The following is a 22,412-nucleotide window of genomic DNA, read 5'->3' as shown; positions in this document are numbered from 1 at the left end:
TCCGCAAGTCCGGGTACCATGACCCGCATGACAGTCGAACGCCGCCGAGCCCCCCGCCAGGCCGAAGCCGAACGCAACGACCAGGCCCTGCTCGACGCCGCCCGCGCCGTCCTCGCCACCGACGGCGCCCACGCCTCGGTCGCCGCCATCGCCAAACACGCGGGCGTGGGCATCGGCAGCCTCTACCGCCGCTACCCGACCAAGGACGCGCTTTTCCTGCGGCTCTTGGACTTGGTCCTCGACCAGTACCTGGAGGCCGCGGAGGCCGCACTGGCCGACCCCGACCCCTGGAACGGACTGGCCGCGTACGTCACCAGGGCCATCGAGTTCGCCGGCTCGCTCAGTCCCATCGCCGGGACGCTGGCCCTCACCGAAGAGATCCAGGCCAAGAACCGCCGCGCCGACACGGCGGTCGCCGCGGTCATCGACCGGGCGCACACGGCCGGGGCCCTGCGCCCGGACGCCACGGTCATCGACGTCGAACTCCTCATCGAGCAGCTCGGCAAGTCCCCGCTCATCGAGCAACTCGCGAAACAGGGCCGAACCGACCTCGCCGAAGCCGCGGCCGCCGCGAGAGCCCGCATCACCGCGATCGCCCTCGACGGCCTGCGCGCAGCGGACAACCCGAAGCTGCCCGGCGAAGCCCCCGGATACGAACTCTTCACCGAACGTTGGAAGCAATGAAAAAGTACGTGCTCTTCGATCACGACGGCGTTCTGGTGGACACCGAAGGCTGGTATTACAAAGCCGGAGAACGTGCTTTGGCGGACGTCGGGTTCACCTTGGACAAGGAGCAGTACATCCGGGACATGAGTCAGGGCTTGGCCACGTGGGCCCAAGCCAGGGCCGCGGGCATCGATGAGCCGACCATCGACAGGCAGCGCGAGGTCCGCAACGAGTACTACCAGGAATACCTCAGGACAGAAGCCATCGAGATCGAGGGCGTCGTCGAAGCTCTCGAGGAGCTGTCGAAATACGTCCGCATGGCGATCGTGACGACCGCAAGACGTGCGGATTTTGCGATCATCCATGAGAATCGCCAGATCAGAAGGTTCATGGATTTCGTCCTTGTCCGCGAGGACTATGAGCTCGCCAAGCCGCATCCGGAACCGTACCTGACCGGATTGCAACGCCTCGGGGCCACCAAAGAAGCGACCTTGGTCGTAGAGGATTCGTCGAGAGGTCTGCGATCAGCCGTAGCGGCCGGCATCGACTGCGTCATCGTCCATAACGACTTCACTGAAGGCCAAGACTTCTCGCAGGCGAGCCATCGAATCGAAACGCTCATCGAGTTGAAGGGCGTCATCCTCGACCGCGTGCTCTGACGGCCGAAGGGGATCGGGACCGGTCCCGGAGTCGGTTCCGCACACTGGGTCTCCGGTCGGTCGGATGGCGAGAGGCGGTGCGTGATGCACGACTTCCGGCGGTTTCCCATCTACAACACGACGTTCGCATCGGACCACACGGCGGGCGCGGTGTTGATGGGCATGCTCGGGATCTGCTCGGGATCGCTCGGCCTCACCGCAGACGGGGTGCCGGTGTGGGCCGCGCTGTTCATCGGTGTCACCGTGTTCGCTTTGACCGGCATATTTCTCGGCCTGACGCGGCAGATGTACACGGGGACCAGTGCCGAGTACCTGACCGTCAGAGGGCTCCTGCGTACAAGGCGGACACCATGGAGCGACATCCAGTCCATCGAGGTCGTCCGCGATCGGCGGGGTCAGGATTGGGTCGTCGTCCGCGACCGGAACGGGCGGAAGACGACGTTGCCGTACCTGACCACCGCGACGGTTCCCGGTGTCGAAGAGGAGGCTTCCAAACTGCGGGGGCTGTGGGTGGAGTTCCGCGGCGAGGACTGGGTCGCGGGTCGACAGGACGAATAGCGGACTGGCCGCGCCCATTTGGGCACAGCCGCCGACCAAGCCCCGGGAAATTGATCGAGCCCTGGGCTCGGTTCACCAGCTGATGCGGTCGATTTCTTCGATGTTCGCCGCGCGGAGGTCGGGGCGCCAGACCACGAGTGAGACCTCGGCGCAGGTGAAGGAGCCGAAGTCGGCGGTGGTGCGGGCGTCGACGTAGGCGGCGACCTCCGGTTCCGGAACGGCCGTGCGCGGCACGAGCAGTGAGACGTGCGCGTTGTCGCGGTACCGATCGCCGTCGCCGCCGGCCGGCCCGAGGTTCCCGAACGGGACGCGGGCGTCGCGCAGACGGCGCCGCAGTTCGAGGAGGGTCGCGTTCGGGTAGCCGCGAACGTACAGGCCGCCCCGCGATCCGCCGAGGCCCTCGAAGCGCGCCTCGATCGGGCCGAGCCCTTCGACGGCTTGCTTGAACTGTCCGAGGTAGTGGTCGATCTGGGCCTGAGGCACCGTGTCCTGGTAGCCCTCAACGCTTCTCACCGTCGAATGGAGGTCCTCCGGGCGATAGTTCAGATGTGTGCCGCGGCACCGCGCGGCGATCGCCTCGGACTCGGCCGCGATCCTGTCGGCGAACGGGCCCTCGGCCCGCACGACGAAGCTCAGCCCGAAACGCGGAACGCCGTCGCGGGGAACGGGATCGACTTGGAAGGTGCCATCGGTGAACGCGGCCTTCCCTTCAGCCCACTGGACTTCGTAGTTCGCTCGCAGCGCGGGGAGGTCGGGTTGGACGAAGGACACGGAACCTCCAGTTCTGAGCCGCTCCCAGGAGAACGCTGTTGAATCGGTGTTCGGCGCTCACATTCTAGTCGCGGCGTTCCCCATAGTGCCCCAGCGACTTTCGGACGCGGAGACTGCCACACTGAGGGCGTGATCGAGCTGCGCGCGCTTTCCAGCGAAGACTGGCGCTTGTGGAGGGAGCTGCGGCTCGCCGCGCTAGCCGAGGCGCCCTACGCATTCGCCTCCCGCTTGGCGGATTGGCAGGGCGACGGCGATCGGGAAGAGCGCTGGCGGTCCCGTCTCGCGATGCCGGGTTCGCACAACCTCGTCGCCGAGGTCGATGGCCGCCCTGTCGGCATGGCGAGCGGTGTGCCAACCGGCGATGCGATGACGCGGGAGCTGATCGCCATGTGGGTGAGCCCCAAGGCAAGAGGCGCCGGCGTCGGTGACGCGCTGATCCTTGGAGTGGCGCGGTGGGCACGCACTTCTGGTGCGGCGCAACTGCGGCTCGCCGTTTACGAGCGCAACGCGGCGGCCAAGGGCCTCTACAAACGGAACGGCTTCATCGACCTCGCTGCGCCATCAGATCCGGATCTGGGTGCCGATCGGGTCATGATGAAGCCGCTCGACGATCGGATCTGATTGGCGGGCAGGAAAACGGCGGTGAATTCGAGGCTCGAGTCTCAGACGAGGCCGCGCTTTTCGCGTTCGGCTTCGAATCGGGGCCTACTGGCGCGGGCCCCGGTCCATGAAGAACTCGGCGAGCGCGTCGGCGAGCGCCTCGGGGTGGGTCAGCGGGATGGCATGTCCCGCACCGGGAATCTCCCGGAGCTGTGTGGTGGTGACGTTGTCGACCACCTGCCGCACGCCCGCGGCGACGTTGGGCGCGGGGTTCGATCCCTGCACCACCAGCACCGGAGCCGTGATCCTGCCGAGCAGGGCCGGGTCCTCGGGGACCGGGCCCACCTGTTGCATCTGCTGCCCGAAGAAATCGAGCATTGCCGGGACGTACCGCGCTGTGGCCCCGAAGTAGCCGATGCGTTCCGCAGTGGCGATGTCGTTGTCGTCGAACACGAAACCGGCGAACGCGCGGACCGCGTCGGCGCCCCCTCCCCCGCCGGCCAGCTCGGCCATGAGGGCGATTGCGGCGCCCATGGCCGCCTGCTCCTGCTCGTTCATCAGGCCCGGCATGCCGGGCTCGACGACCGCCAGCGCTGCCACCGCGTCCGGCCGCGTGCCTGCCGCGGTGAGCGCCATACCGGCGCCGAGGGACCAGCCCACCAGGCCGGTGGCCTGCGGAACGCTCCTAACGTAGGCCAAGAGGTCGTCGACCACTCGGCCGAAGCCGAGGTCGGGATGGTCGCTGCTGCCGCCGCGGCCCCGCAGGCTCGGCAGGTGGCAGGTGAACCGATCCGTCAAATGCGGCACCAGCGCCTGCCAGTCGAGCTCGCCATCACCGATGATGCCGTGCGCGAACACCAAAGGCGGGCCTTCGCCGCTCACGCTTCCCGCGATGGTGGCGCCGTCAGTGGTGGTCACAGTGTGGGTGTGCTGGCTGCTCATGTGCCTTCTCCAGTCGCGCGAAACGATGGCCCCGACCCGGGGTGGCATGACTCCAGCATCGCACCGTGGCGGATGGCGCACGAGTGATACGTGGGTTTTCGGCGCGATGATGGCGCAGGAGTGGTGAAAGTCAAAGTGACCGTTAACTAGACACTTTTGGCACGAAGGGGATCTCATGGCGTGTCGGGGATGCGGTTCGCATGAGTCTCAGGTAACGCTTGTTGCACGCGCAGTGCGCGGAATCCGAACTTACAAGCGAAGAAAGGCGGCCCTGACCAAGGACTGCGAATCGAGCGGCAGGGGGCGGTGCTGGGCAGCAGCAGTGCACCAGAAATCATCTACTTGACCGACGAGGCGGCGCTTCGACGGGTGGTCGGAAGCTTGGAGGTTATGCAGGGGCAATACCGGCAATTGCTGGATCTGAACGAGCGCGACAACATCGATATGCTGGTGATACCGTACGCCGCAGGTAACTACCCGAGCATCCTTGGCCCATACAGGATCATGTACTTCGCCGACGGAGTCTTCCCCACGACGGTCTATCTAGAATCTCTCCACGGGAGCCACTACGAGGATGCTGGCAAGATCGTCAGCCACTGTGAAGGGGCCTTCGACCAGACGAGGCAGGCACCGCCCGCCGTCCCGATAAGGAGTTCATAGATGCAAGCAACCTCCTGGCGTAAGTCCCGTCGCAGCAGCGACAGCGGTGACCAGAACTGCGTCGAGTGCCGCCGGACCTGGCGCAAGTCGAGCCGCAGCAGTAATAGCCGTGCTGACCAGAACTGCGTGGAGGCCAGGACCTTCGAAGGCCAGTTCCAGGTCCGCGACTCGAAGCTCGGCCACGACTCCCCGGTCTTCGACCTCGCCCCGCCGAGTTCGCAACCCTCCTGCGCGCCACCACGACCCGCTTACCGAAGCGCAAGCGAACCGGCCCCCGGCATCGCCGGGGGCCGGTTCGCGCAGATCGGCGTCCGAGTCGTTCAGTCACTGCGGCCTGGGCGCCACTCGGATGCCTCCTTGATCATCGTTGCGGAAGCCCACCACCACATGAGCGCACCGACAATCAGCACAAGCCCGCTGCATGCCAAGAGCAGGCCTGGAGTGATCAAGTTCTGACCCATTGAGGTCAACGGTCGGGTCACCCAGACTCCTACGGCGAACCCGCCTACCGAAGCCATGAACAGGGGCGTCCAGACCGCCAATGCGGCCATGTTCCGAAACACTGTTGTCCGACCGGTCACCGCTACCAGAGGCGAGAGCGCTCGGCTGCTGCGGATGAATTCGCCTGCCGCTCCCACTGCGGCGACACCGGCCAGGACCATCAAACCGATCGCTCCGAACAATCCGACCCAGCGGGCTTGATCGCGATGCGGAACGGCCCCGGTCAACCAGGACTCGCCAGGGGCCTCAACGCTGACCCCCGTCGTGAACACCTTGCCTGCGGATTTGACATCGGCGACCGATACCTCGCCTCCGTTCGGGGTGAACCCGAGCATGAGTGCATCATGTTCTGCCACCACCACCGGGACGTCGGCCTCCTGCACGGTCAGCGAGAGGTCGCCGAAGCGGAACCCGCTGACCCAGTTCTCAAGCCGTTGGTCGACGAGAGTCCCGGTCAGCTGTGCGACCTGCCCCGCCGGAGGGCAAGGCAGGCTGAGCACTTCGAGGCTTTGGCAGTCACCGTAGAAGCTGATCGAAGTGTCCTGCGTGCTGTCGACCGTTGCGGCTACGAAGTCGAGACGGCCCGTCAGATCCACGAGAAAGCGGTCTGCTTGGGGCTCGGTGGGAGCACCATTGGCCGAGACCTGGACCATCTGATAGCCGTATCGGTCCAGGTACTGCTGCGCGCTCACTGCCTGCTCGGAGAAGAGTCCCTGGTACCCGAGGACGAGGCATAGGAGAACCGCGCCCGTCGCGACACCACTGATCTGCCTGGCGGTCGCGCGCGGATGGGCAACTATGCGGCGTCCGATGATCAGCAGCGACGGCTTGTTCCGCGTACGGCCGATGCGCTCGACGCGGCTCGCGAGCCAGGCTGTGCTCACCGCTATCGCTGAAGGAAGGGTCGCTATCACTCCTGCGACACCGATGAGGTTTGAGAGCGCGTAGCCGGGGGTTCCCGCGAACAAAGGCGGCAGAACCGTTGCGACGCAGATGAACACGGGGCACAGCGTCGCCCAGAGGAGGAGCAGGCGAGGCCGGCGTGCTGGTCTCGGACGATTCGAGCGGCGATCGGTTGCTCGCGCGCCCAGGATTGCAGAGACGAGCAAGACCATCGCCCCGGCCGATACAGGACAGAGCACCAGTAGCCACCAACCCTGGAGAAGGTCGCCACGTGCGATGACGAACTCCGCGTAAGGCACGGTGAACTCGAAGGATGAAGCGGCGATGATCGCGATAGCGGAGCCGATGGCGCCGATTGCGACCGGGAGGGCCGACTCACCAAGTGAGATCAGAAATCGACTGCGTCTGTTGCCTCCCAGCACGGTGATCAGATGTTCCCTGCGGTCGCGCAGTGCAGCACCGGTTCGTACCGCGACAACGGTCAGCAGCGCTGAGGGGAGCAGCAGCATCGCGAGCGCAATGGCGATCAGCCCGCCGATGGAGAAGTCCTGTTCGATGAGGAGCCAGTGAACGCCCCAGGCATTTTCCGGGTCTCCGCCTGAGTCGAAACCGACCACGCGCAGCGGGTCCCCGTTCACGGTGTCCAGCCCGCCGACCGGTCGTACGTACGCCAACTGCTCGCCAGGGTCGGCCAAGGAGTCGGTATCGATCAGGCCGCCGAACTCGCCGTACCGGTCGGCAATCCCCTCGTCTGCCCCGGCGGATGCGAGTCGCGGTGAGAGATAGGCCTGTCCAGGCTCGGGCCAGTCGGTGAGCCCAGGAGGCAGCGGTGCATCGGGACCGACCGGGTCGAGATAGAAGACTTGGAACTGGCGGTCGTTCTCCAACTCGTCGAATGCGCTCTCCATGAGCAGCAGACCGGTCTCTGGAGCGTCGGGTTCAGCTAGCGTCGGCACGCCCTCGCCTGCGCGGTCCAGTCTCGCGGCGCTTGCGATGCCGATCGCGGCGATTGTCGCCAACGCGAGGGCCAGCGTGGTGGTGGCGGCGGCGAGTGCGGCGAATCGTATGCGCCCGGCCTCTGCACGGCGGCCTGCGGCGAACCCTATGACCAGAAGTTGCCGGGTGAGTTTGTGCGCGTTGGTCATTGACCTTGCTCGCTCTCGGCAGCCACTTGGAGCGAGCCTTGCGCAATCGTCAGGACTCGGTCAGCTCGGGAGGCCACTGATCGATCGTGGGTCACGACGAGGAGTGCGCATCCTTGTTCAGAGGGAAGACTGAAGAGGAGGTCGGCCACCTTGTCGCGATTTTCCTCGTCCAATGCGCCGGTGGGCTCATCTGCGAGCAGCAGCAGTGGTTTGTTGATCAGCGCTCGTGCCACGGCGACGCGCTGCCGTTCTCCTCCCGACAATGTCTCCACTGTGGGGGAGTCGGGTACACCGAGTCGCTTGAGGAGATCGGATGCCCTGCTCTGGGCTTCGGCTGCATCCCCTCCTGCCAGCATGGCGGCCAGCGCCACATTGTCTTGTGGGCTGAGTTCAGGGAGCAATTCACCGAATTGAAACACCATGCCGATGGCACGTGCCCTGAGTCGAGCCAGTGCAGATATGGACATGTCAGCGATACTCTCGTCGTCGAGTCTCACCACACCGGAATCCATCGGGAACAGGCCGAGGATCAATGAGAGCAGCGTAGATTTGCCAGATCCGCTGGGGCCGAGGATGGACGCCGATTCTCCCTGCGAGAGCGTCAGCTCGAGTCCATCGAAGAGCGCGCGGTTTCCGATCGAGTAGGAGAGCCCGCTGATCGCGAGCACGGGATTCGGCAGTTTGGACATGGTTGGCACTCCCCTTAGTCGCGGGAGTGGGCCAGGATCGCTCCTGGCCCACTGGATTTCAAGCTCCCCCTGATCGGACGGGTGTCACGTGACGATCGCGCCGATCAGATGGTGGCGGCGATCAGGTGTTCTTCCAGTCGGAGCAGTTGTCCGGCGAAAGCGGCCGAACGTTGCAGGCTCGGATCTTCTCGATGCCGTCGTCGTACTTCCCGCTCGTCACCGAGGAGTTCTTCCCCTCGGTCGCCGTGATCGTTCGCATCGTGTTGCTGCCGTTCACGTAGAAGTCGGAGTTGGCCTCATTCGCGTTCTGTGAGGTGTCGGTAACGGTCACCGTCGTGTCGGTTGAGTTGGTCGTGGCCCGGGAGCCCCAGGTCTCCGCGGTCGCCGCCAGGACGGGGGAAGCGGAGCCGAGGATCGCGAGGGCCGCGACTGCGACAGCGGTGCGCTTCGCCCAGGGGTTATTGCTGGTCATGCTATGTTTGCCTTTCTTCGGGGTGGGCCATTGGACTGGCCCTTCCTGTGGGGGGATGGGCGGCTTTGCGGTGCGAAAGCTCTGCCGCTCATCCCGGTCGAACCTACAGAGACCTATTTGGAACATCAAGGTCCTGGCCTGAACCTGCCATCGCGCTTGGGGACGTAGGGGGCCCCACGTTCAACGCAATAGTTGGTAGCCTCTGGTGACGCAGCGCGACTCGGGAATCTCCGACATTTCCGGATTGTGCCTGTCCGGCGATAGCTCGGCGTACTGGCCCGCATCGACGCCTGAACCGATGCAGCGGCTTCGCCGCCAATGGGGCGGGCTTGATCAGGGGCGCTGCGCCGTTGTTGCAGGTGCGGGTCGACGTCCTAACCCATCGGCACTGAGTTCCGGTCGACTTCAATCCTCATGGGTCGCACCATATCCGGACAGTGAACGGCCCCCGGCGAAGCCGGAGGCCGTCGTTGCTTTGTTGGGCGCCTTTGGCCGGCCCTTAGCTGGGCGGCGGCGTCAGTCCGAGCTGGCGCATGAACTCGCCTTCGTCGAAGTACAGATGATGCTCGGTGATCATGCCGTCCTTCACGGTCGCGATGTCGCAGCTGCGGAGCTTGACGCGCTTGCCGGTAGCCGGGATCGTCTCGCCCGTGGGCGTCTTCATCTCCACCGTGTTGGTGCCCTCGAAGTAGCCCTCGTCGACGGCCTTGCCGTCGGCTTCCATCCTGCTGATGTGCTCGTAATGGCCGTCCGGGAAGGCGTCCATCAAGTCGTGCCAGTACGCGGTGATCTCGTCGCGGCCGTGGAGCACTCCCGCGTCGGGAGTCATCACCACGGCGTCCTCGGCGTAGAGGCTCATCGCCCCGTCGAGGTCGTGCTGCTCGATCGCCGTGTTGGTCAGCCTGTCCAGTACATCTCTTGCCTGATTCATCAGTCCCACCCCCTTGAACCCCGATTGTGCACCGCACCATCGAGTGCAAAGGCGCCCTTGGGAGAATCGGTCGAGCGGACCGACCTGAACGCACCTCTGCGGCGCCTGCGAGGTTCGATCGCGGACGCCCGGAAAGTACGGCTATCGGGGGCAACGCGAAGGGGCGCGGGCAATGCCCGCGCCCCTTCGCGAATGCACTTACAGCATCGGGTGGCGGATGATGTTCTCTTCGCGGCCCGGGCCGACGCCGACGACGCTCACCTGGGCGCCGCAGAGCTCTTCGAGCCGCTCGATGTAGGTCTGCGCGTTCGCGGGCAGTTCGTCGAACTTGCGGCAGTGGGAGATGTCCTCGAACCAGCCGTCGTGGTACTCGTAGATCGGCTTCGCGTGGTGCACATCGGTCTGCGTCATCGGCATCTCCTCGACGCGCTGACCGTCCACTTCGTAGGCGACGCAGATCGGGACGCGCTCCAGTTCGGACAGCACGTCGAGCTTCGTCACGAAGAGGTCGGTGATCCCGTTGACCCGCACCGCATAGCGACCGAGGACCGCGTCGAACCAGCCGCAGCGGCGGCGGCGGCCGGTGGTGACGCCGTACTCGCCGCCCTTCTTGAGCAGGAACTCGCCGAACTCGTCGAACAGCTCAGTCGGGAAGGGACCGGAGCCCACGCGGGTCGTGTACGCCTTGATGATGCCGATCGCGGTCGTGATCTTGTTCGGTGCGATGCCGGTGCCGACGCAGGCGCCGCCGGTGGTCGGGTTCGAGGAGGTCACGAACGGGTAGGTGCCGTGGTCCACGTCGAGCATGGTCGCCTGCGCGCCTTCGAGGAGCACGTTCTTGCCCGCGTCCAGCGCCTGGTTCAGGATCAGGCGGGTGTCGGCGATGTACGGCTTGAGGCGCTCGGCGTACTGGAGGTACTCCTCGACCACGGCCTGCGGGTCGATCGCCTTGCGGTTGTAGACCTTCACGAGGATCTGGTTCTTCTCGCGGAGGATCTGCTCCAGCTTGATGGAGAGGATCTTCGGGTCGAGCAGGTCCTGCACGCGGATGCCCTGGCGCGCCACCTTGTCGGCGTAGGCCGGGCCGATGCCGCGGCCGGTGGTGCCGATGCGTGCCCCGCCGAGGTAGCGCTCGACCACGCGGTCGAGGGCCCGGTGGTGGGGCATGATCAGGTGCGCGTCGGCCGAGAGCTTCAGGTTGGAGACGTCCACGCCCCCGGCGATGAGCTCGTCGAGCTCGGCGAGGAGGAACTTCGGGTCCACGACCACGCCGTTGGCGATGACCGGGACGACCCCCGGGGTCAAGATGCCCACGGGCACCAGGTGGATGGCGTACTTCGTGCCGTCAGGGGTGACGACCGTGTGGCCGGCGTTGTTGCCGCCCTGGTAGCGCACGACGTAGTCCATCTCGGCGCCGAGCAGGTCGGTTACCTTGCCCTTGCCCTCGTCGCCCCACTGCGTTCCGACGACCGCGATCGCTGGCATCTGCCCATCCTCCCGGGAAGTTGATCACCCGATTACTTGGTAAGCCTACTTGCATTCATTTATGCGGGGTCTCACCAGGCCTAAGCACTATGAATCGGGTCCCCGTCACACCGTAAGGTGGCGGCTGTGAACGTAGTCGTGTTGACACTCGTGGAGTCGAACTGCGCGAATCCCGGGCCGCGCACCCAGGCGCTGCATCTGGTGGACGAGTTGAAGGCGCGGGGCGCGATCGTGCGCACCGCCGAGGCCTCCAAACCCGAAGAGGTCGACGCCGCTCTCGCGGATCCCAACGAGCGCATCGTACTCGCTGTGGATACGGACGAGCAGGTCAACGCGGTCATGGCGCGGTTGGTGCGCATGGCGGTCCCGGCTCCGAGCAAGCGGCCTGAGGGCCTGCCCGAGGGACGGACCATTCCGGACCTGCCCGCGCTGGCGATCCTGCCGCTGGGCGCCGCGCCGGGGATCGTGGCGCGGCTGGGCCTGCCCGAGAAGCCGGCGGAGGTCGCTGCGGCCGTGGCCGAGGGAGTGGTGAAGCACACTGATCTGCTGCGACACGACGGCGGCGGCGTCGCGGTCGACGGCGTGCGGCTGGGCGGCGGGGACCGGCCTTGGCGCGGGGTCGTGAACATCGACGATGTCGTTCTCGCGGACGGGAGCGAGCAGATTCTCGCCTGTGTGGTCGCGAACGCGGACGGCTACGCGGCGACCGAGGACATGGTGCTGGCCGAGCCCGACCCGGCGGACGGGAAGGTCGACGTCGCGGTGGCGGTGCCGGTGACCGTGGGGCGCTTGCGGAAGAAGCTGCGCATCGAGGTGCGCCGGGCCCGGGGGCGGGCCGTGGCGGTGCACCCGGAGGACACGGTGACGTTCATTCAGGACGGGCTCGTGGGCGAGCTGGGGCGCAAGCGGACTTGGTGGATCGAGCCGGGCGCGGCGGGTTGGTACGTCGGCGCTTAGCGAGTTTGGCGTTTCCTGGCGCTAGCCTTCAAAACGGACATTCACCGCACCCCCGGCGACAACCCTGACGCCGGGGTGTGACAACGCACGGTTTCTGGAGCGGTTCTGCCTGCTCACGGGGGCTGCGATTGAAACGATTCGAGACGGCCGCCACTTTGTAAAACGGGGCGAAAAAGCTGGTCAATGGGGTTGATGCCAACTTCGGCTTCCCGTAGCCTGGAGGGCGCACCCAACCCTCCCCCAGTGAAGGAGCTCCCCGCATGGCGATCGTCTATGGCGGTGACTACAACCCCGAGCAGTGGCCCCGCGAGATCTGGGCCGAGGACATGCGCCTCATGCGCGAAGCGGGCGTCAACCGCGTCAGCGTCGGCATCTTCTCCTGGGCCCTGTTGGAGCCCGAAGAGGGCCGCTACGAATTCGCGTGGTTCGACGAGGTCCTCGACCTCCTCGCCGCCAACGGCATCGAAGCCTGCCTGGCCACGCCAACCGCGTCCCCGCCGCCGTGGTTCGCCGCGACCTACCCCGAAGCGGTCATGGTCGACGCCGAGGGCCGCCAGCTCACCCACGGCTCCCGCCAGGCCTTCGACCCCTCCTCGGACGTCTACCTCGCCAAGGCCCTCGCCATCACCGAGAAGATCGCCGAGCGCTATGCCGACCACCCGGCGGTCGGCCTGTGGCACCTCCACAACGAGTACGGCTGCCACAACGCCCGCTCCTACACGAAGGCCGCGACCGCGAAGTTCCGCATGTGGCTGCGCGATCGCTACGGCGACCTCGACGGGCTCAACGCCGCGTGGGGCACCGCGTTCTGGTCGCAGGCCTACTCGGCTTGGGACCAGGTGTACGCGCCGCTCCCGACGCCGACGTTCGCGAACCCGGGCCAGGTGCTGGACTGGAAGCGCTACTCGTCCTGGCGGCTCAAGCAGAACTACAAGGCCGAGGCCGCGGTCATCCGCAAGTACTCGGACAAGCCGATGACCACGAACTTCATGACCGGCTCGCACCCCGAGATCGACCTGTGGGAGTTCAGCGACGCCGTCGACGTCGTCTCGACCGACCACTACCTGGTCGGCGAGAACGCCCACGTCAACCTCGGCTTCGCCGCCGACTACGCGCGCTCGCTCGGGAACGGCAGGCCGTGGATCCTCATGGAGCACTCCACCTCCGCCGTCAACTGGCAGGGCCGCAACCGCGCCAAGGCCCCCCGCGAGATGCTGCGCAACTCGCTCGCGCACTTCGCGCGCGGCGCGGACGCCATCATGTTCTTCCAGTGGCGCGCCTCGAAGCAGGGCGCCGAGAAGTGGCACTCGGGGATGGTCCCGCACGCGGGCACCGACTCCAAGATCTGGCGCGAAGTCGTCGAACTGGGCGCGCGCCTGGGTGAACTCGCCGAGGTCGAGGGCTCCACGGTGAGCGCCGACACGGCGATCCTGTGGGACTTCCCGAACGCGTGGGCCCAAGAGGACGAGTCGCGCCCGACCAGCGAGATCAAGGCGCAGGCCGTGTTCGACGTGTACTACGCGGCGCTGTGGCGGGCGGGCATCACCGCCGACGTCGCCGAACCCGAAGGGGACCTCTCGAAGTACAAGTTCGTGGTCGTCCCGGCGATCTACCTGCTGTCTCGCAAGGGCGCGGAGAACCTGCGGCAGTTCGTGAACGGCGGCGGCACCGTGCTCGTGACCCCGTATTCGGGGATCGTCGACGAGACCGACACGGTCTACCTCGGCGGCTACCCCGGCGCGATCCGCGACGTGCTCGGCGTGCGCACCGAGGAGTTCTACCCGCTCATCGGCGGTTCGGTCGAGCTCGCTTCGGGCGGGACCGGCACGATCTGGAGCGAGGCGGCGGCATCCACCGGCGCCGAGGTCCGCGACACCTACGCCGACGGGACCCCGGCCTGGCTGGTCAACCGCTTCGGTGAGGGCACCGCGCACTACCTGACGACGTTCCCCGACGACGCCACGCTCGACCGGATCGTGGCCGCCGCGGCCGAGGACGCGGGTGTCGCGCCGGTGGCCGAGGCGCCGGTCGGCGTCGAGGTCGTGCGCCGCGCCCACGAGGACGGCCGCAGCTGGCTGTTCTGCATCAACCACACGGACGAGGACGCGAAGGTCAAGACCGCCGAGGGCGTGATCGACGTGCCTGCGGGCGAGGTCGTCGTGCACCGCGAGCACGCCTAGTCGGATTCGAGGGAGCGAAGAGCTCGCCTGACCTGTTATCGAGGCGCCCACCGGCTTCACCGGTGGGCGCCTCGAACACGTCTAGCCCGATTCGACGGCCGAATCCTGTCGGACCCGGCCTCGGCGACCCTTCCGCCAATTGGCGCAGTGTCCGATTTGCCTAGACCCTCCATTCACGTTCGAACCGTCAAACCTGAAGCGGCAGAAGGGCATTCACCCTTCGACCTCTGTCGTCTCACAGCCGTCCAGACGGCTGTGGCCGTCCTCGCCACCTGATCGAAATCCGATCGTTATCTATATGAGGCACGCTGGAGAACGCCCGCGCCGTCACCGCGGCTGGGCGACGCTCAGCGCAGACGGAGGTGGGGTGCAATGGCGGCGGAGTACTCGAGTTTCGTAGCCATCGGCGACAGTTTCACCGAAGGGGTCGGCGACCCCGATCCGGCCGGCGACGGGTACCGCGGCTGGGCCGACCTGTTCGCCCTCCACGCCGCCGAGCAGTGGCCGGCCTTCGCCTACGCCAACCTCGCCATCCGCGGGCGGCTCTTCGACCGCATCGTCGACGAGCAGGTCGTCCCCGCGATCAAGCAGAGCCCCGACCTCGTCTCGTTCGCCGCAGGCGGCAACGACGCCCTCCGCCCCGGCTTCAACCCCGTGCAGCTCTCGACCCGCGCCCACGAGGTGGTCCGCCTCCTCAAGGCCTCCGGCGCCGAGGTCATCCTCTTCACCTGCGCCGACATCACCCCGCACATCCCCGGCATCTCGGTGCTGCGCAAGCGCTTCGTCGCCACCAACGACGCCTACAAGCGCGTCGCCAAACGCCACGACGCGATCCTGATCGACCTGTGGGCCGACCGCGCGTTCGAGGACCCGCGCCTGTGGTCCGAGGACCGGCTGCACCTCAACACGTACGGGCACCAGCGCGTCGCCTACGACGTGTGCGAGGCGCTCGGCGTCGAACCCGACCCGGCCTGGACCGAACCCCTGCCGAACCAGCCGCGCGTGCGCCGCGAGGTGAACGGCGTCAAGTGGGCCGGCAAGCACTTCGCCCCCTGGGTCAAGCGCCGCCTCACCGGCAAATCGAGCGGCGACACCGTCGACCCGAAGCGCCCCGAACTGACCAAGGTGAAATGATGCGCCTCCCGACCCGAACCGAGGAACGCTGATGGGCCTGCTCTTCAAACTCCTGGCCGTCATGGTCATCATCATGACCTGCGCCTTCTTCTTCGGCATCCTCTTCCGGAAGGGCCGCGGCAAGTAGCGTCCCCAAGCGCTCCTCGCATTCTTCCTCCGCCGCTTCGGGGGTGGGCGTGGCGGATGTCGGACCGACAGGGCATCATGGTTCATTGTGGGACTCCTCCAGCGTCTGTTGGGGCGCCGGGACACACCTGATTCAGTGCCAGATCCCGCCGCCCAACCTGAACCTGCCTCCGAGCCCGAGGCTTCGCCCGAACCGAGCGTCTCCTCTGGTGCCCTAGACGATGCCGCCCCCGAGAACAGCCCGGAACCCTCGCCGGAGGCTGCGGAGGAGGACAGCATCGCCACACAGGCGCCAGCGACCGGCGGCCTCAGGCTCGTGCCCGCGCTCGAACCCGAATACGAGCCGGAGCCCGAACCCGAAGGCCCGATCCTCACGGCCGTGCCCGATCTCGACCCGGAACCCGATCCCGACTCGCACCTCGACGACGAGCCGTCCGGCGCCGAAGTCCTCAAGCAGCCCTCCGAGATCAGGCCCGAACCGGAACTAGAGGCGATCTTCGTGCCCGAGCGGCCCCGCCGTGAACTGCTCACACTGGACAAGCCCGAGCCGCCGCGCCCGCCGACCACCGGCCGGGACGAGATGATGCCGCGCATCGAGGACGACGAGTCCCTCGACATCGCCGGGTCGCCCCGTGCCGAACTGCGCGCCGCCGGGCTCCGCGTCCCCAAGATGCACCAGCTCGTGCGCCGCGGCGACACCGCCATGTGGGCCTTCGCCGTCCGCCCCTCCGAAGCCCTGGGCTGGTGGCTCGACATCCGCCAGTCCGCCGAGCAGACCGGCTGGATGCCCGTCCTCCTCGGCGCGGCCGAGGAATGGCGCGACAACGGCGAGGCGATCATCCACGAAGGCGACGACGAACTCACCCGCGCCGACGAGATCAACGCCGCCGAGCTCCTGCACGACAAGGCCGCCGAAGCGGGCGAGCCGGCCCGCGGCGTCCCGATCCTGCCGCGCCGCGGCGACACCGACTTCGCCACCCCGCAGGAGCAGGGCCTCCTCGGGCTCGTCCAGGCCGACGCGGGCTGGAAGATCCCGGCCATGTTCCCGTGGAAGGGATCCACGAACTGGGAGCTGTACGGCGCCGAGCACGCCGCGGTCCTGCACAGCTGGAACCGCCGCTTCGAAGCCGAACTGGTCGCCATGACCTACGACGTGATCGAGCTCTACGTCCCGCACCCGCCGTCCGCCGAAGAGGCGATCGCGGTCGCGGGCGAGGTCTACGCGTACTGCCCCGAGCTGCTGGACTCCGGAGTGCCTACTTTGGAAGACCTGGCCGAGCACATGATCAGGTCGAAGGCCTGGTACTTCAGGTGGGCATAGCGTGTAGCGCCTTCGCGCGCTGTGCCGACCTCGGCGCAGCGCGAGACCGATCGCACCGGACCCGGTGACGCCGCCCGGCAAGCCGGGCCGGTTCCCGGACCGTTCACGCCGTGAACGCCGCCCCGCCGGTATCGCCGCCGACTGACGCGGCCCCGCCGGGCCGCAAAGGCAGCGTCACCTCCAGGACCCACCGGCCCCCGGCGTCCCGACCCGCCACCACCGCTCCCCCCAGGAGCCGCACCCGCTCCGCCATGCCTTCGAGCCCGCGGCCGTAGCCCCCGCCGCCGCCCGTCACCGGATTCGCGACCCGCAGACCCAACCGGTCCTCCCCGACCTCCACCTCCAGCTCGACGGCGGCCCCCGGCGCATGCCTCAGAGCATTCGTGATCCCTTCCTGCGCAATGCGGTACGCCTCCCGCGACACCGCAGGCGCCACCGACTCAAACTCACCCACCACCATCACCGCGACCACCGTGCCCGCCGCCGCGGCCCGGTCGCACAGCGGCCCCAGGTCCGCGAGGGTGGGCGCCGCAGTCAACGGCGCGGGCTCCTGCCGGAGCGCGCCCAGCGCCCGGTCGAGGTCGTCCAAAGCCGACCGGGAGGACTCCTCGATCGCCGCGAGCGCGAGCCGCGCCGATGCGGGGTCGGTCTCCAGGACCTGCCGGGCCACCGCCGCCTGGATGGTCGAGGTCGTCAGCGTGTGCCCGATGGCGTCGTGCAGCTCCCGCGCGAGCCGGTTGCGGGACGCGACCCGGCGGGCCTCCTCCTCGGCTCCGGCGAGGCGTTCGGCCAGGCCGGGCCCGAGGAGACGCCCGGCGAGTCGGCGCATGAGCGCCGCATACGCTGCGGCGCAGTAGATCAGCGCGACCACCAGCCCGACCGCGACCGCGAGGGTCCAGGCCCCGGCCGTGCCCGGGCGGACCTCCACGGGCACCAGGATCGTGACGGTCTCGCCGCCGTCGAGCCACACCACCGGCAGCGCCAGCCCGACCAGCGCCACCGCCGTGGCGAGCATCAGGGCCGCACCCGCGAAGGTCCACAGCAGGAACCAGGCCTCCGTCGAGAAACGCCGCGCCGCAGCCGGTTCGGGCAGGCCCGCCCGCAGGAGCCGGTTCGCCGTGCGCACCGCCGCCCGCCGCGAAGCCTTGGGCAGCCCGGCCGCTGCGATCGCGGCACACCCGGCCGCCGCGAGTACCGACCCGGGGACGGGACCCGGCCACGCCGCCGCGAGCACGGCCGCGACCAGGACACAGGCCAGGCCCGCCGCCGCCGCGGCGAGGAAGGCGTGCGTCCACCCCAGGAGGGCGATCGGGTCGCGCAAGGGGCGCAAGAGCTGTCGCATGGAGCCGAGTCTGGCATCCGCGGCGCGCGGGCGACTCCCTCCGGAGAGGGAGGCGCGATTCCCCACCGCTCGGGAGGCACGGGCGCGGCCCGGCGGCGAGCGTTGGCGGCGACATCGTTTCGAGAGAGGACCTCCCCGTGGAGTCGAGAACCAAGGGCGTCATCGCCTTCATCGCCATATCGTTCGGCCTTGCCTGGGCCGGCATGTTCGCCTCGGTGCTGCTGTTCGGCCTGTCGCTGGTCAACCCGCTCGTGCAGGTCGCGGGGATCGCGTTCACTCCGGCGATCGCCGCGTTCGTCGTCCGCAAGTGGGTCACCCGGGAGGGCTTCGCCGACGCGGGGATGCGGCCGCGCCTGCGCGAGCAGTGGCGGCTGTACCTGGCCGCGTGGCTCGGCCCCCTCGGGTTCGCCGCCGCCGCGCTGGCGGTCGCGGTGGCATTGGGCGTGTGGGAGTTCGATGCCGCGGCGTTCGCGCTGCTGCCGGGCGTGCCCGCGTGGGCGTCGATCGCGGTGCTCCTGGTCGTGGTCGTGGTGCTGACGCCGGTCTACTGGGGCGAGGAGTTCGGCTGGACGAGCTATCTGCGGCTTCGGCTCCTCCCCGAACGACCGCTGATGTCCACTGTGCTCACCGGACTGATCTGGGCCGTCTGGCACTACCCGCTCGCGTTCCTCGGCTACATCGAGTTCGCGAACGTGACGCTCGGCCTCGCGATCTGGACCGTCTCGTTCCTGTTCCAGGAGGTCATCCTCAGCTGGCTGCGCATGGCGAGCGGATCGGTGTGGACGGCCAGCCTCGCCCACGCGGGCAACAACATGGTGCTGGCGCTGATCGTCGGCATCGCCGTCGGCGAGGACCGGGTCAACACCGGCGCGCTGCTCGGCCTCGTACCGATGGTCGCCGTCGCGGCCTGGCTCCTGCTGAGCGGGCGCCTCGCGGCGGACCGGCCCGCCGACGCACCGCTGGAGCGCGAGCCGGTCGCCGCCGCGCGCTGACCGCGTTCTCGCTCTCACGAGGGAGGCGGACGCGAAGGCGGGGTGGCATCATCGGGCGGTGACCACCCCGCCCGTCTCCGTGCTCATCGCCGACGACGATCCCTTGGCGCGCACCGGACTGCGCACGCTCCTCGCCGCCCAGCCCGGCATCGAGCCGGTCGCCGAGGCCTCCGGCGGGACGCAGGTCCTCCCGCTCGCGAAGCAGTGGCGGCCCGACGTCGTGCTCATGGACGTGCGCATGCCCGACCTGGACGGGATCTCCGCGACCCGGCTGCTGCGCGAGTCGCTGCCCGAGCCGCCGCAGGTCCTCGTCATCACCACGTTCGAGAACGACGAGTACGTCTACGAGGCACTGCGAAGCGGCGCAAGCGGATTCGTGCTCAAACGGGCCGACATCGGCCAGATCGCGCTGGCGATCCGGGTGGTCGCGCGCGGCGACGCGCTGCTGTTCCCCGAGGCGATCCGGTCGCTCGCGGCGTCGCACGCCCCGCCGCCGGGCAACGCGCACGGCCCGGTCGCGCTGACCCGGCGCGAGGCGGAGGTGCTGCGCCTGGTCGCGGAGGGCCTGTCGAACCAGGCGATCGCGACGCGGCTGTTCCTCGGCCTGGAGACCGTGAAGACCCATGTGGGCAGTGTGCTCACCAAGCTGGGGGCGCGGAACCGGACCGAGGCGGTCATCATGGCGTACGAGTCCGGTTTCGTGCGCCCCGGCGACCGCCGCTAGTCCGCTCTGCGGCTGGCCTCCATGCGCGGGGCGAGGCCGTCGAGGAAGCGGTCGACGGCGTAGCGCATCGCGTCATGGCCGGTGATGTTCCAGGCCTGCGGGTCGGAGAAGCGCGCGACGTGCTTGAAGCGGCCTGACGCGATCGCGCGCTCCAGATACGGCCCCTGCGCGCTCCACCATTCCTCTTCGGCGGTCTCGGGGGCCTCGTCCACGCTGTCGCGGATCAGGTACTGGCGCGCGGTGCCGGTCACGATGTTCATCACGGCGGTGACGACGAGGTTGATCTCGACGTCGGGCAGGTCGTGCGCGCTGAAGGCCGCGAGCGAGAAGTCGTAGCCCGCCATCGAGTCCGGGCCGAGCACCGGCCGCTTCTGGTTGATCTCCAGGAGCCACGGGTGCGCTTCGTAGATCCGCCACGTGCCCTCGGCGAGCAGTTCCAGGCCCTCGCGCCAGTCCAGCTCTTCGAGGTCGGGCGCGTCGTCGCCGATCCTGGAGAGCCGGTCGACCATGAGGTCGATGAGTTCCTTCTTGCCCGGGACGTACCGGTAGATCGTCATGGCGCCCACGCCGAGTTCGGCTGAGACGCTGCGCATCCCGAAGCAGCTGCCCTCGCGGTCGGCGACCTTGACGGCGGCCTCCACGATCCGGTCGACGGTGAGCTTCGGCTTCGGTCCTGGCCTGCTCGGCTGCGGCCCGAACTCGCGCCAGAGCAGCTCGAGGCTTCGTGTGGGGTCGCCCGCCCCCGTCTGTGGTGTCGCCATAGGGGCCTCATGGTATCGCGCTTGCTAATCGGGTACGCTGTATGCTATTACTGGGTACAACGTACCCGATTGAAGGGGACCAGTCAATGCCTACCACCACCGTCGAGGCCAACAACCTCGGCAAACGATTCAAAGACACCGCCGCGCTCGACGGCTTCAGCATCACCGCCGAGGCCGGAACCGTCCTCGGGCTCCTCGGCCCGAACGGCGCGGGCAAGACCACCACCGTCCGCATCCTCACCACCCTGCTGCGATACGACAGCGGCACCGCGACCGTCGCCGGGTTCGACATCGCCCGCGACGCCCGCCAGGTGCGCCGCCGCATCGGCCTCACCGGCCAGCAGACCGCCGTCGACGAACTCCTCACCGCCCGCCAGAACCTCGTCCTCTTCGGCAAGCTGTTCCGGCTCGACAAGACCCGAGCCGGCGAGCGCGCCGACCAGCTCCTCGCCCAGTTCGGCCTCGCCGATGCCGCCGACCGCCAGGCCAAGGGCTTCTCCGGCGGCATGAAGCGCCGCCTCGACCTCGCCGCCAGCATGATCCTCGCCCCGCAGGTGCTGTTCCTCGACGAGCCGACAACCGGCCTCGACCCGGCCGGACGCCGCGAGGTCTGGGACGCCGTCTCCGGCCTAGCCGCCGACGGCACCACCGTCGTGCTCACCACCCACTACCTCGACGAGGCCGACCGCCTCTGCGACCGCATCGCCGTGATCGACCACGGCCGCAACCTCATCGACGACACCCCGGCCGGGCTCAAGCGCCGCATGGGCGCCGACCGACTCGAGATCATCGCGACCGACCCGTCCGATCTGCCTGCCCTGCACGGGATCATCAGCGCGGTCGCCGACGGCGAGACCGTCACCGACGAGGGCGCCTCCAGCGTCTCGGCGCCGGTCAAGGAACCGGTCCCGGCACTCACCGCCGCGGCGACCGCGGTGCAGGACAAGCGCCTCACCGTCGCCGACATCGGCCTGCGCCGCCCGACGCTCGACGAGGCCTTCCTCGAACTCATCGGGGAGACCAAGAAGGAGGACCAGCAGTGACCACCCTCGCGCCGCTCCCCGACGAGACCTTCGCTGGGCGTCTGAAATGGACGATCCACGACTACCGGACCATCGTCGGCCAGGAGTTCACCCACCTGGTGCGCCAACCGGTGAACTTCGCCTGGCAGCTCGGCTTCCCGATCGTCATGGTGCTCTTGTTCGTCTACGTCTTCGGCTCCGCCATGGACGTCACCGGCGAAGGCGCCGGGGTCGACTACGTCGCCTACGCCATGCCCGGCATGTTCGCCATGACCATGGCCTTCGGCTTCACCAACACCGCCTGGGCTGTGGCCGAGGCGAAGCAGAAGGGCTTCATCGACCGCGTCCGCTCGATGCCCATGGCCTCCTCCGCGGTCGTGGTGGGGCGCAACATCGCCGACACCATCCACGCCGCCGTCGACCTGCTCGTGCTCTTCCTCATCGCGCTGGTCATCGGGTGGCGCTCGGGCGGTACGTTCTGGGAGACGCTGGGCGCCTTCGCGATCCTGCTGTGGCTGCGGTTCGCCCTGATCTGGGTCGGGGTCTGGCTCGGCCTGCTGGTCAAGAGCGTCGAGCAGGCCGGGAACCTGTTCGCGATCGCCTTCCCGTTCGGCATGATCTCCTCGGTGTTCACCCCGCCCGAGCTCATGCCCGGCTGGCTCGGCGCGATCGCAGCCTGGAACCCGGTGTCCGCCACCGCGACCGCGATCCGCGAGCTCTTCGGCAACCCGAGCGCCGTCGGCGACTCCTGGCCCGAGCAGCACGCCCTGACGGCCGCGATCATCTGGCCGGTGATCATCACCGCGATCTTCCTGCCGCTCGCGGTCCGCAAGTTCCAGAACCTCGGTCGCTAGCCGAGACCACAAGAGCC

At 68.1% G+C, this 22,412-nt stretch carries 22 protein-coding genes and 1 pseudogene; 14 read left to right on the top strand and 9 right to left on the bottom strand.

Annotated features, from left to right (window positions below; all coding sequences use genetic code 11):
• The first annotated feature begins 27 nt into the window (after positions 1 to 27).
• From ACFO8M_RS09790 to ACFO8M_RS09780, 3 genes are all read left to right on the top strand, one after another.
• Positions 28 to 684 (top strand): TetR/AcrR family transcriptional regulator, encoded by a 657-nt coding sequence (locus ACFO8M_RS09790; RefSeq protein ID WP_387974021.1) that lies wholly within the window; start codon positions 28 to 30, stop codon positions 682 to 684.
• Positions 681 to 1,325, top strand: coding sequence for an HAD family hydrolase (locus tag ACFO8M_RS09785; RefSeq protein WP_387974019.1), 645 nt, complete (start codon positions 681 to 683; stop codon positions 1,323 to 1,325). The genes ACFO8M_RS09790 and ACFO8M_RS09785 overlap by 4 nt, the downstream gene beginning before the upstream one ends.
• 84 nt (positions 1,326 to 1,409) lie before the next feature.
• On the top strand, positions 1,410 to 1,883 hold the full coding sequence (locus ACFO8M_RS09780) for a PH domain-containing protein (protein WP_387974016.1): 474 nt from the start codon (positions 1,410 to 1,412) through the stop codon (positions 1,881 to 1,883).
• A 72-nt stretch (positions 1,884 to 1,955) separates the two neighbouring features.
• Here the strand turns inward: ACFO8M_RS09780 and ACFO8M_RS09775 are convergent, their stop codons facing one another.
• Positions 1,956 to 2,654, bottom strand: a complete 699-nt coding sequence (locus ACFO8M_RS09775) for a hypothetical protein (RefSeq protein WP_387974013.1) — start codon at positions 2,652 to 2,654, stop codon at positions 1,956 to 1,958.
• A 129-nt stretch (positions 2,655 to 2,783) separates the two neighbouring features.
• Between ACFO8M_RS09775 and ACFO8M_RS09770 the strand changes: the two genes are divergently transcribed.
• Positions 2,784 to 3,275, top strand: a complete 492-nt coding sequence (locus tag ACFO8M_RS09770) for a GNAT family N-acetyltransferase (protein WP_387974010.1) — start codon at positions 2,784 to 2,786, stop codon at positions 3,273 to 3,275.
• 84 nt (positions 3,276 to 3,359) lie between these two features.
• Here the strand turns inward: ACFO8M_RS09770 and ACFO8M_RS09765 are convergent, their stop codons facing one another.
• The gene (locus ACFO8M_RS09765) at positions 3,360 to 4,196 is read right to left on the bottom strand and encodes an alpha/beta fold hydrolase (protein ID WP_387974007.1); all 837 of its coding nucleotides are present in this window, start codon (positions 4,194 to 4,196) and stop codon (positions 3,360 to 3,362) included.
• Positions 4,197 to 4,478: 282 nt separating this feature from the next.
• On the opposite strand from ACFO8M_RS09765, the gene ACFO8M_RS09760 reads away from it, so the two are divergent.
• Positions 4,479 to 4,856, top strand: coding sequence for a Scr1 family TA system antitoxin-like transcriptional regulator (locus ACFO8M_RS09760; RefSeq protein WP_387976315.1), 378 nt, complete (start codon positions 4,479 to 4,481; stop codon positions 4,854 to 4,856).
• Positions 4,857 to 5,048, top strand: a pseudogene (locus ACFO8M_RS09755) (DUF397 domain-containing protein); the annotation flags it as partial. It lies immediately after the preceding gene.
• Positions 5,049 to 5,176: 128 nt separating this feature from the next.
• On the opposite strand, the gene ACFO8M_RS09750 reads toward ACFO8M_RS09755, so the two are convergent.
• The 5 genes from ACFO8M_RS09750 to ACFO8M_RS09730 form a co-directional block, all read right to left on the bottom strand.
• Positions 5,177 to 7,405, bottom strand: a complete 2,229-nt coding sequence (locus ACFO8M_RS09750; protein ID WP_387974004.1) for a hypothetical protein — start codon at positions 7,403 to 7,405, stop codon at positions 5,177 to 5,179.
• Positions 7,402 to 8,094 carry an ABC transporter ATP-binding protein gene (locus ACFO8M_RS09745; RefSeq protein ID WP_387974001.1) on the bottom strand — a complete coding sequence of 231 codons (693 nt, stop codon included), beginning with the start codon at positions 8,092 to 8,094 and terminating at the stop codon, positions 7,402 to 7,404. Before ACFO8M_RS09745 ends, ACFO8M_RS09750 begins: the two co-directional genes overlap by 4 nt.
• Positions 8,095 to 8,215: 121 nt before the next feature.
• Positions 8,216 to 8,566, bottom strand: a complete 351-nt coding sequence (locus tag ACFO8M_RS09740) for a hypothetical protein (RefSeq protein WP_387973998.1) — start codon at positions 8,564 to 8,566, stop codon at positions 8,216 to 8,218.
• A 499-nt stretch (positions 8,567 to 9,065) separates the two neighbouring features.
• Entirely contained in the window at positions 9,066 to 9,497 is a 432-nt protein-coding gene (locus ACFO8M_RS09735; RefSeq protein WP_387973995.1) for an ester cyclase, read from the bottom strand.
• Between the two features lie 198 nt (positions 9,498 to 9,695).
• Positions 9,696 to 10,982, bottom strand: coding sequence for an adenylosuccinate synthase (locus tag ACFO8M_RS09730; protein ID WP_387973992.1), 1,287 nt, complete (start codon positions 10,980 to 10,982; stop codon positions 9,696 to 9,698).
• A gap of 126 nt (positions 10,983 to 11,108) precedes the next feature.
• Between ACFO8M_RS09730 and ACFO8M_RS09725 the strand changes: the two genes are divergently transcribed.
• The 4 genes from ACFO8M_RS09725 to ACFO8M_RS09710 all read left to right on the top strand — a co-directional run bounded on the left by ACFO8M_RS09725 (position 11,109) and on the right by ACFO8M_RS09710 (position 16,700).
• Positions 11,109 to 11,939 (top strand): hypothetical protein, encoded by an 831-nt coding sequence (locus ACFO8M_RS09725; RefSeq protein ID WP_387973989.1) that lies wholly within the window; start codon positions 11,109 to 11,111, stop codon positions 11,937 to 11,939.
• A gap of 260 nt (positions 11,940 to 12,199) precedes the next feature.
• Entirely contained in the window at positions 12,200 to 14,119 is a 1,920-nt protein-coding gene (locus ACFO8M_RS09720; protein ID WP_387973986.1) for a beta-galactosidase, read from the top strand.
• A 372-nt stretch (positions 14,120 to 14,491) separates the two neighbouring features.
• Positions 14,492 to 15,253 (top strand): SGNH/GDSL hydrolase family protein, encoded by a 762-nt coding sequence (locus ACFO8M_RS09715; RefSeq protein ID WP_387973983.1) that lies wholly within the window; start codon positions 14,492 to 14,494, stop codon positions 15,251 to 15,253.
• 262 nt (positions 15,254 to 15,515) lie between these two features.
• A complete protein-coding gene (locus ACFO8M_RS09710) occupies positions 15,516 to 16,700 on the top strand; it encodes a DUF4253 domain-containing protein (RefSeq protein WP_387973980.1) in 1,185 nt (394 codons plus the stop codon).
• A gap of 103 nt (positions 16,701 to 16,803) precedes the next feature.
• Here ACFO8M_RS09710 and ACFO8M_RS09705 read toward each other — a convergent pair whose 3' ends face one another.
• Positions 16,804 to 18,042, bottom strand: a complete 1,239-nt coding sequence (locus ACFO8M_RS09705; RefSeq protein WP_387973977.1) for a sensor histidine kinase — start codon at positions 18,040 to 18,042, stop codon at positions 16,804 to 16,806.
• Positions 18,043 to 18,179: 137 nt separating this feature from the next.
• Here ACFO8M_RS09705 and ACFO8M_RS09700 point away from each other — a divergent pair, with 137 nt between their 5' ends.
• The gene (locus ACFO8M_RS09700; protein WP_387973974.1) at positions 18,180 to 19,034 is read left to right on the top strand and encodes a CPBP family glutamic-type intramembrane protease; all 855 of its coding nucleotides are present in this window, start codon (positions 18,180 to 18,182) and stop codon (positions 19,032 to 19,034) included.
• Positions 19,035 to 19,092: 58 nt separating this feature from the next.
• On the top strand, positions 19,093 to 19,758 hold the full coding sequence (locus tag ACFO8M_RS09695; protein ID WP_387973971.1) for a response regulator: 666 nt from the start codon (positions 19,093 to 19,095) through the stop codon (positions 19,756 to 19,758).
• Here the strand turns inward: ACFO8M_RS09695 and ACFO8M_RS09690 are convergent.
• The gene (locus tag ACFO8M_RS09690) at positions 19,755 to 20,519 is read right to left on the bottom strand and encodes a TetR/AcrR family transcriptional regulator C-terminal domain-containing protein (RefSeq protein ID WP_387973968.1); all 765 of its coding nucleotides are present in this window, start codon (positions 20,517 to 20,519) and stop codon (positions 19,755 to 19,757) included. The genes ACFO8M_RS09695 and ACFO8M_RS09690 overlap by 4 nt on opposite strands.
• 86 nt (positions 20,520 to 20,605) lie before the next feature.
• On the opposite strand from ACFO8M_RS09690, the gene ACFO8M_RS09685 reads away from it, so the two are divergent.
• Together ACFO8M_RS09685 and ACFO8M_RS09680 are read left to right on the top strand one after the other, a co-directional pair.
• The gene (locus ACFO8M_RS09685; RefSeq protein WP_387973967.1) at positions 20,606 to 21,562 is read left to right on the top strand and encodes an ATP-binding cassette domain-containing protein; all 957 of its coding nucleotides are present in this window, start codon (positions 20,606 to 20,608) and stop codon (positions 21,560 to 21,562) included.
• A complete protein-coding gene (locus tag ACFO8M_RS09680; RefSeq protein ID WP_387973964.1) occupies positions 21,559 to 22,395 on the top strand; it encodes an ABC transporter permease in 837 nt (278 codons plus the stop codon). The genes ACFO8M_RS09685 and ACFO8M_RS09680 overlap by 4 nt, the downstream gene beginning before the upstream one ends.
• The last annotated feature ends 17 nt before the right edge of the window (positions 22,396 to 22,412 follow it).

Source organism: Glycomyces rhizosphaerae (assembly GCF_042647865.1).
Taxonomy (GTDB): Bacteria; Actinomycetota; Actinomycetes; order Mycobacteriales; family Micromonosporaceae; genus Glycomyces; species Glycomyces rhizosphaerae.
This window is presented reverse-complemented; position numbering and strand designations above follow the sequence as displayed.